The 7,920-nt window shown below is 64.9% G+C and carries 8 protein-coding genes; 2 read left to right on the forward strand and 6 right to left on the reverse strand.

Annotated features, from left to right (window positions below):
* A partial coding sequence (locus ACYQ7X_RS17205) for a hypothetical protein (protein ID WP_459698306.1) occupies positions 1-390 on the forward strand: 390 nt, incomplete at its 5' end.
* 88 nt (positions 391-478) lie between these two features.
* On the opposite strand, the gene ACYQ7X_RS17210 is transcribed toward ACYQ7X_RS17205, so the two are convergent.
* Complete coding sequence (locus ACYQ7X_RS17210) at positions 479-1,765, reverse strand: autotransporter strand-loop-strand O-heptosyltransferase (RefSeq protein WP_459698314.1); 1,287 nt, start codon at positions 1,763-1,765, stop codon at positions 479-481.
* A gap of 945 nt (positions 1,766-2,710) precedes the next feature.
* On the opposite strand from ACYQ7X_RS17210, the gene ACYQ7X_RS17215 reads away from it, so the two are divergent.
* The gene (locus tag ACYQ7X_RS17215; protein WP_459698307.1) at positions 2,711-4,306 is read left to right on the forward strand and encodes a Na/Pi symporter; all 1,596 of its coding nucleotides are present in this window, start codon (positions 2,711-2,713) and stop codon (positions 4,304-4,306) included.
* A 94-nt stretch (positions 4,307-4,400) separates the two neighbouring features.
* On the opposite strand, the gene ACYQ7X_RS17220 is transcribed toward ACYQ7X_RS17215, so the two are convergent.
* The 5 genes from ACYQ7X_RS17220 to ACYQ7X_RS17240 all read right to left on the reverse strand — a co-directional run.
* Entirely contained in the window at positions 4,401-4,730 is a 330-nt protein-coding gene (locus ACYQ7X_RS17220; RefSeq protein ID WP_459698309.1) for an STAS domain-containing protein, read from the reverse strand.
* Between the two features lie 12 nt (positions 4,731-4,742).
* Positions 4,743-5,186 carry an ATP-binding protein gene (locus ACYQ7X_RS17225; protein ID WP_459698310.1) on the reverse strand — a complete coding sequence of 148 codons (444 nt, stop codon included), beginning with the start codon at positions 5,184-5,186 and terminating at the stop codon, positions 4,743-4,745.
* A 28-nt stretch (positions 5,187-5,214) separates the two neighbouring features.
* A complete protein-coding gene (locus ACYQ7X_RS17230; protein WP_459698311.1) occupies positions 5,215-5,553 on the reverse strand; it encodes a slr1659 superfamily regulator in 339 nt (112 codons plus the stop codon).
* A gap of 80 nt (positions 5,554-5,633) precedes the next feature.
* Positions 5,634-6,176 (reverse strand): slr1658 superfamily regulator, encoded by a 543-nt coding sequence (locus ACYQ7X_RS17235; RefSeq protein ID WP_459698312.1) that lies wholly within the window; start codon positions 6,174-6,176, stop codon positions 5,634-5,636.
* Between the two features lie 4 nt (positions 6,177-6,180).
* Positions 6,181-7,920: SpoIIE family protein phosphatase (locus ACYQ7X_RS17240; protein WP_459698313.1), on the reverse strand; the 1,740-nt coding region annotated here is incomplete at its 5' end.

Genomic DNA, 7,920 nt, shown 5'->3' on the forward strand with positions numbered 1-7,920 from the left:
GCGCCGATGGAACTCTACGGCACGGAGGGCTCTGTCTTTCTGCCCGATCCCAACTTCTTCGGCGGTACGGTGAAGATCGGCCGGCGCGGAGCGGCGATGTCGCCGCTTGGCGATTGGGGGCATCCGCTTGGGCTTCCGAACCAGAAGAGCGAAGGCGGCATGGTGGCAAACTACCGCACGGCGGGCCTCGCCGATATGGCGCAGGCGCTGATCGAGGGGCGCGAGCCGCGTTGCTCGATCGACCGCGCGCTGCACGCGATCGACGTCATGACGGCGATCCTGCGCTCGGGGGAGGAAGGCCGCTTCATTGAGTTGACGACGCGCTGCACGAGGCCGCCGGCCCTGGGGCGTGAGGAAGCGGCGGCGCTACTGCGAGCGGCCGCGGCGTGAGGCGCGGAGTAAGTTTGTGTTTTGCAAGCTCGCAGATCCTGTAGAGCCGCGTGTCACAGGAAGCGCCGCCGGGGATAACCTGCTCGGGCTAATGCGCTGGCGCTAGTGGTTCAGTAGAGGGATCTGCCTTTGCGGCGAATGCTGGAATCCGCGCGATGGCGCGGATCACATGCGCACTGGTGATCAGCCGGGTGCATTCGAACTGGCGCTCGGTTCCAGCATGGCGAGGGCACCAGAGAAAATCCTTATGATCGAAACGTTCCTTGGGATCGTTCCAGCAGCTATTGCAGGTATGCCAGTTGATCACGCGATAGGGGGTGGCGAATTCATTGGTGGGATGGGTGAAGCCGCTGATCATCACAACCGGGGTTCCGGTGCTCCAGGCGAGCCAGGAAAGCCCGCTGCTCAGCCCGATGAAGGCCGCGGCATGGCGCAGCCAGCGCGCCCGTTCCGCGAGGGGCCGGTCGCCGGTCTGATCTTCCGCACCGTGCGGTAGGTGGTTCCACACCATGCCGCTGCCGTGCACCTTCTTCTGGTCGATGCAAATCACCCGATAGCCGCGATCCTTGAGGAAGGCGATGACGTCGTGCCAGCCTTGCGGGTTATTCCAGTATTTGCACTGGGTCGAGCTTTGCACCGCGATGCAGATGTATGGCTCGGCGATCGGCGGGCCGGGATCCTCGAATTGCAGCGTCGCCGGGCTTTCCGCGGGATCGACGCCGAGGATATAGGCGGCGGTGCGATGCAGGCCGACATGGCGGAAGTCGGTCGGCTGAAAGACATTTGCCGTGTCATCGAAGAACAGGCCAATGCGATAGGTTGCATAAACACGCTCGGCCACGCGCCCGGCGGTGATCTCCTCATGCGTCATGAAGGTGATATGCGAGTAGGCTTGCACGAGCAGGGGGCTAATGAGGCCGGACATGCCGCAGATGACCTGCGCGCCATGGTCACGGGCAAATTTGTCAGCGTAGGGAAACCAGGCGAGGCTGTCGCCCAGGGTGCCAACCGGGAAGAGGATGAGCACCTCGCGCCCGCGCGCATCATAATCATGCCTGAAGACCGGCGTTTCCTTGTCTTCTGCATCTAGGGTCGCTACTTCGATGCCGAAGCGGACGAAGAACTTCTTGGAGGAGGAGACCATCGCGCCATGATTGGCGCTTTGGAAGAGGATATTTCCGGTATCGAGATCGCGCAGCGTGATCCGCCAGCGCAGATCTTCGCGCCGGGGAAGCTGAACCCGCGCGCCGTCGTTGAAATCGTAGCGGATATCGAGCGGCCCTTGCTGCACGGGGCGCGGGGCATGGTCGGGGTAGGGGTTGGTCCCGGGTTGCGGCGGCTGCGCCAATGCGCCGGCAGAGGATGAGGAAGCAATGAGCGGGTCGGTTTCTGGCTCTAACGCGGCAGAGAGAACGGTCGCATCAGGCAGAGGGGTATCGAGCGCGAAGGAATCAGGCACGCAAACCCTCCTCAGGCGAAGCTCGGGGCTGATGACAAGCCAGAGTGGCGGCGTGCCGAGGATACGCACCCCTCACAACATAGGCCTTGAGACTAGGGGTGGGGGAGGTGAAGGGTCAAGCAGAAATTAAGGGAGCGTTAACGCGCCGCCCATGGCATGCGTCATCAAAACAAAATAGCCCGAGAGATGATGATGCGGGGAATGTAAGGTCAATGAGCGGCTGAGCATGCCGGGTAAAGCGCGATCACCCGGCAGGCAAGTTGAATCTTCAATAATGGCGCGGTTGCGGACGATGGGCGGTGAGACTCATGACGCAGGTAGAACCCGGTGCGTCAGCTTTCCGGGGCCGGGGGATCGGTCCTGCGCCGCGGTGGAGGCCAGGCGGTGGTGCATTCTCATCGTTGGCCTCCATCCAAGGCCGCAGTAGAGATATTATGTTAAGCGCCTGGTCTGGCGTATCGGCGGCAGTTCACGACGCTGAGCACCCTTGCCGCTGTCGGATGTCATGCCCTCGACGCCGCCAGCCTCGGCCTACTGGAGAGGCGGATGGGCTGAGCCCATGCCGGCATCGCGGCGTCTTGTCCGGCGCGCCAAACCTCGTTGAGCTGCAAGACATCAGGTGCATGACCCGAGGCCGCCGGAGGGGCGATGGATCCGCGTCGGCTGTTGCCTGAGGCGGTGGCAGCGAGGAAATGTTTCGGACAAGCGTTAATCGCCCCCGCCGGAGCTTAGCATCCGCAGCATTATACGGCATAAGGCTTCTCCCCCGCGACGTACCGGCGAACTCTCCATGATCCTCTTCCTGCCCGCCGCCTGCCCTTCCTGTCGCCTTGCATCGCCCGGCACGGCCGGGTGTGTCCTATGGAACTGATCGCCACCTTTCTCAGCGGCCTTGGCCTCTTCTTCGTCGGCATCCGGGCGCTTTCAGCCAATCTGGTGCCGCTCGTCGGCCGCCGCGCGCGCAAGCTCTTTGCCTGGGCACTGAGCGGGCCTGTCAGCACCGCCGTCAGTGGCACGCTCGCCGGCCTGCTGACGCAGAGTTCAAATGCGGTTTCCTGGATTCTCGTCGGCTTCCTGCGCAGTGGTGTGCTGCCGGGACGGCAGGCGCTGACCGCGGCCGCCTGGTCCAATGTCGGCACCGCGATGCTGCCGCTCCTGGTGGCGATTGATACCGGGCTCGCCGCCAAGATTGTCATCGGGCTGGTCGGCATCGCGATCTATATCAAGCTCGCCGAGAAGGACCGTATGCGCCACAGCCTCGAAGCGCTGCTGGCGCTCGCCTTCGTGCTGCTCGGTCTCGATATCGTTTCGGGAACGATCGCCGAGCTGCGGGGCGATATCATGGGCCATGGCGGGGTGCATGCGGTGCTGCACGCGCCGGTGCTGCTCGCTTTGGTCGGCGCTGCCTTTTCCTTCGCCGCGCAATCCTCGACAGTGACGACGGCGGTCGCGGTCGCGGCGATCGGCGCCGGATTGTTGACGCCGACGGCTGCCCTGCCGCTCATCGCCGGGGCCAATGGCGGCGCCATCCTCAACAATCTCCTCGCCATCCCCCAAGAAAGCGGGGACAGCCGCCTCATTTTCCTCTTCCAAGCGGTGCAGAAGACGATCGGCACCCTGTTTTTAGCGGCTTTCGCAGTCTGGGCGGCTGGTTCCGTGGCCGAGCGTACGGCGATTATCCCCTTCATGGGCCACAGCCTGCCCGGCCAGATCGCCATCCTCTTCGCGATCGCCCAGATCATCGGCGCGCTGCTCGCCGCCCTCGCGCAAGGGCCGATCACCCGTCTCTTTCTCCGTTTCGCGCCCGGCGATCCGCTGAAGACGCTCGCCCATCCGGTCTTTCTGTTGCGCGAGGCGATCAAAGACCCGCCGGCCGCGATCGACCTTGCCTTTCGCGAAATCGCCCGGCTCTGCGAGCGGCTGCCCGGTGTCCTCAACTACGTCCTCGCGGAGCCCGAGGACAATGCGCCGCCGGCTGAACTGCTGCGCAGTTCCGGCGTCACGCTCGCGCGGAGTATCCAGGTCTATCTGCGCGAGGTGCTGGATAGCCGCCCGCAGCGCACCGAGGTCGCCGCCATCCTGCTGCTGGAGGATGCCGCCAATCATGCGGCAGACCTGCACACCAACCTCGCGGAGTTGACAGGCCTCGTGCCCGCGGCGGCGAGCATCCCGACGGCGGGCCATCTCGTCGAATCCCTCCATACCCTGATGACGGTGGCGGCCGGCCACGCGGAAAGCCTCGGCCGTGATGACCCATCGCTCGCCCTTGACCTACTAGGACATCGGGACCGGCTGATGGAGGAGTTGCGCATGCGACTCGCCGCCAATCCCGACGCGCCGCCGGCGGTGCAGGATGCGCTCTTCCGCATGACCATTCTGTTCGAGCGCTGCATCTGGCTCGGCCGCCGACTGGTGACGGATCTGAGCCAGGCACAGCGGCGGCTGGAGGCGGAGTAGTATCCCGGCGGCACGTCTTCCGCGTCACCCGCGGCGTTATTCCCCCCGGTCCATGGCGCGCGGATGGCGCGCCCTCGGGGAAACGAGGCTGGCCTCAGGCGAAGCGGGCGAGCGCCTCGGCGCGGCCAGGATGCGCTTCGATGATCCGGTCGAAGCCGCTGATCTCGTAAACCTCGCGCACCGTCGGCTGCATGCCGCAGATCACGAAAGCGGTACCGGAGGATTTGGCAAGCTTGGCGGCTTTCAACAGCACGCGCAGCCCGGCGCTGCTGACGAAGGAGACGGCTGCGAGATCGAGCACGACACGGGCGGTTCCGAGCAGCGGCAGAAGCGCCTCCTCGGCTTTGGCCGCGGTGCTACCATCAAGCCTGCCTTGCACCACCGCGAGGTAAAGCCCCGGCAGAGCGGTTTCGCTGATCTCCACGCAGTCTCTCCATCACTCTTTTGGCCGCGGCCCGGTTGCAAAGACGGCGGTGAGACGGTTGTGCCCCCCGGCCCGCTGATAATCCAGCGCATTTGCAAATTGCAGGATCAGATGCAAGCCGAGCCCGCCGACGGCACGCTCTTCCAGCGCGCTCTCGGTATCGGCCGGCGGCCGGCTCAGCGGATCGAAAGGCGCCCCGTCATCCTCGACCGTCAATTGCCAGCCCGTGGCGACCGGGCGGATGCTGAGCGCGATATCCTGCACGCCAGTGCTGTGGGTGAGGATGTTGACGGTGAGTTCCTCTGCGGCGAGCGCGATGCGATAGGCCTGGCCCGGCTCCAACCCCGCCTCGTCGGCGAAGGCATGCACCTCGTCGATCAGCGCGCCGACCTCGGCCTCCGTCGGCGCTATTCGGCGGCGGAAATCCTGCGGCCCTTCCGGCGTGGTCGTTCCCATCTGTGGCCAGCCTCGTCCTGGTTGTTGGTCAGACGATCGTCAGATCCACTGCCGGATGCAGCTTCTTGAGGTTCGGAAGGGATTTCGATTGCCAGGGAATGCGCGTGGTGCCGCGGATGGCAAGTGCGATCTCCGGCCGCTTGCGCACCTCGATCGTGAATTTCGCCAGCAGGTTGATGCCCGAACTGTTGAGGAATTCGAGCCCCGTGAGATCAAGGGTCAAGAGGCTCGCCCCGGAGGCCAGTACCTCGTCCATCAGGCTCTGGATCGGCGCATAGGCGGCCGCGCCCGAGAGGCGCATGGTGCCTTCGAAATGAATGACCGCCCCGTCGTTCCACACCGCGTATTCGGTCGTTCTGATATCCATATCCACTACCCCATCGTCTTTCGGAGCGCCCGGGCGAGCATTCCTATCTCACCGGACGACGCCCATGGCCAGAGGCTTTCTCAGGTGAGCGGCATCGCCGCCTCGGTCCGTAAAGCCACGAGATCGTCCGGCCACGGCGCGAAGGTCCAGCCGAGGCTGGCACCGTAGTCATTCATCAGTGTCAGGATGCCGAGGCCGGAGCCTCCGGCCTCCGGATTTTCGGCGTTCGCCTCGATCCGCTCGATCAGCAGGGTGCCGGGGTCGCCCGCCAGCATCTCCCCCAGCAGCGCCTCGAACCGCGCGGCGGCGGCGGCGGCGAGGAGGTTTTCCACCCGGAAGTGGAACCGCCCCTCGGCCAGAGAGGCCGCCACCCGAACATCGCCCGGCGCGCGGAACTTGACGGCGTTTTCGAGAAGCTCATTGGCGAGATAGGCGATGCTATGGCGGGCATTGAGCGCATCAAGGCCTTGGCGCGCCGCCTCCTGGGCAAAGATATCGGCGAGAAATTCGGCGGTCGCACCGCTATGCACCCAGGCGAGGCCGAGCGGGCCTTCGCATAGCCTCAGCCCGATCTGCCCTTCGGCGGGGAATCCTTCCGCGAGCGTGCCGTAGCACCGTTTCATCGCCTTACCTGTGCTTGAGGACCACGAAGGTGATATCGTCATGGATGCGCTGGCTGCCGATATGCGCCATGAGATCGGCGACGAGGCCGCGCAGGATCTGCTCGGCATCCCCCGCCCGATGCCGCGCTACGCTCTCCGTCAGACGGGTGAAGCCGTAGAGTTCGCCCGCCGGGCTTTCGGCCTCGGTCACCCCGTCGGTATGGAGGATCATGATATCGCCAGCCGCGAAGCGGAGGTTCATCGTGCCGATGAAGGGCCCGATCTCCTCTTCGAGCCCGACCGGAAAGCCCAGGCTTTCGGTATCGATGCATTCCATCTCGCCATCGGCATGCAGGATGATGACTTCCTCGTGCTGGCCCGTCAGCGTCACCTGATCGCCCACATAGTCCACAAAGGCGAGGGTCAGGTATTTGTCGAGATCGGTGCGCTGCACATTCTTGTAGATGGCGCGGTTGAGAACGTCGAGGAAGCGGCAGGGGTCGGTTTCGCCCTGTTCCTGCAGGGCGCGGGCAACCGATTGCACCATCAGCATCAGCACGCCGCTTTCGAGCCCGTGGCCCGTCACGTCGCCGATGCCGATCTTCACCCGGTTGCCGACCTGGAGCACGTCGTAATAGTCGCCGCCGACCTCCTCGGCCGGATGCATGAAGGTTGCGATCTCCAGATGCGGCACGGCGACGAGCTCGCCCGGCTTGGGCAGAATCATCATCTGGATACGCTGCGCGACATCAAGCTCGGCGCCGAGGCGCAGGTTTTCGCTCTGCAATCGCTCGTTGAGGCTGAGGATCTCCTCATTCGCGGCTGCGAGCTGCGCGGTGCGGGCGGCAACCAGCTTTTCGAGGTTCTCCGTGTGATAGCGGATTTCCTCCGCCATGCGGTTGAAGGCGATGCCGAGCTGGCCGACCTCGTCATGCTCGGGGATCGAGACGCGGACGGTGTAATCCTTCATCTGTAGGCGCCGGGCGGCGCCGGCGAGCTGGCTAAGGCTCGCGGTGATGCGCTTCGAGATGCTGAAAACGGCGAGCAGCACGACGATGAGGCTGAGGCAGAGGCTCGCGATCTGGAACAGTGTGATATTGCGGGTGGCGCGCGCGATCGTCGCCTGGGTGGCGAAGAGCGAGGCATAGATCTCGCGCTCCGGCACCACGAAGCCGATGGTCATCGCGTCCTTCTTCACCGCGCCCTGCCCGGTCCACATATTGAGCGCGCGGAGCCGGGTGAGCAGCACGAGGGCGCGCATCGGCCTGCCGCCCTCATCGAGCGTCACTTGCTGGGTGGTGATGCCGGGGGCGGTCGGCAGAGCGAGATGGGCGATGGCGGACTGGCTGCTGCGGCCGAGGCTGCGATCCGCCGCGCTGCCGCTCTCGGAAGCGATGCCGAGCATCGCCTCACCCGCTGCCGGGGCCGCGAGCACGGTGCCGTTGGAGAGCGTGAGGAAGCCGAACCCGCTCTGCTCGATCCGTACGCCGCGCACGATATCGCCAAGCTGATCAAGGGTTAGGTCGGCGCCCACGGCGCCGGCGACGCCGCGTCGGTCGGCCGTCCAGAGCGTGTGGAAGAAGCTCACGATGATCTTGCCCGTCACGCCGTCCACATAAGGCGAAAGCACGGTCGTATCGTTCGGCACCGGCCGGGTGGCGGGGTCGCGCGCCCATTGCTCCCAGCTTTGGTAAAGGCCTGGGAAGAAGAAGCTCCACCAGTTATGGGTGTCGTGGCCAGGATAGACGCGATCGAAGGTGACGCC

The sequence above is a fragment of the Acidisoma sp. C75 genome (assembly GCF_054665095.1).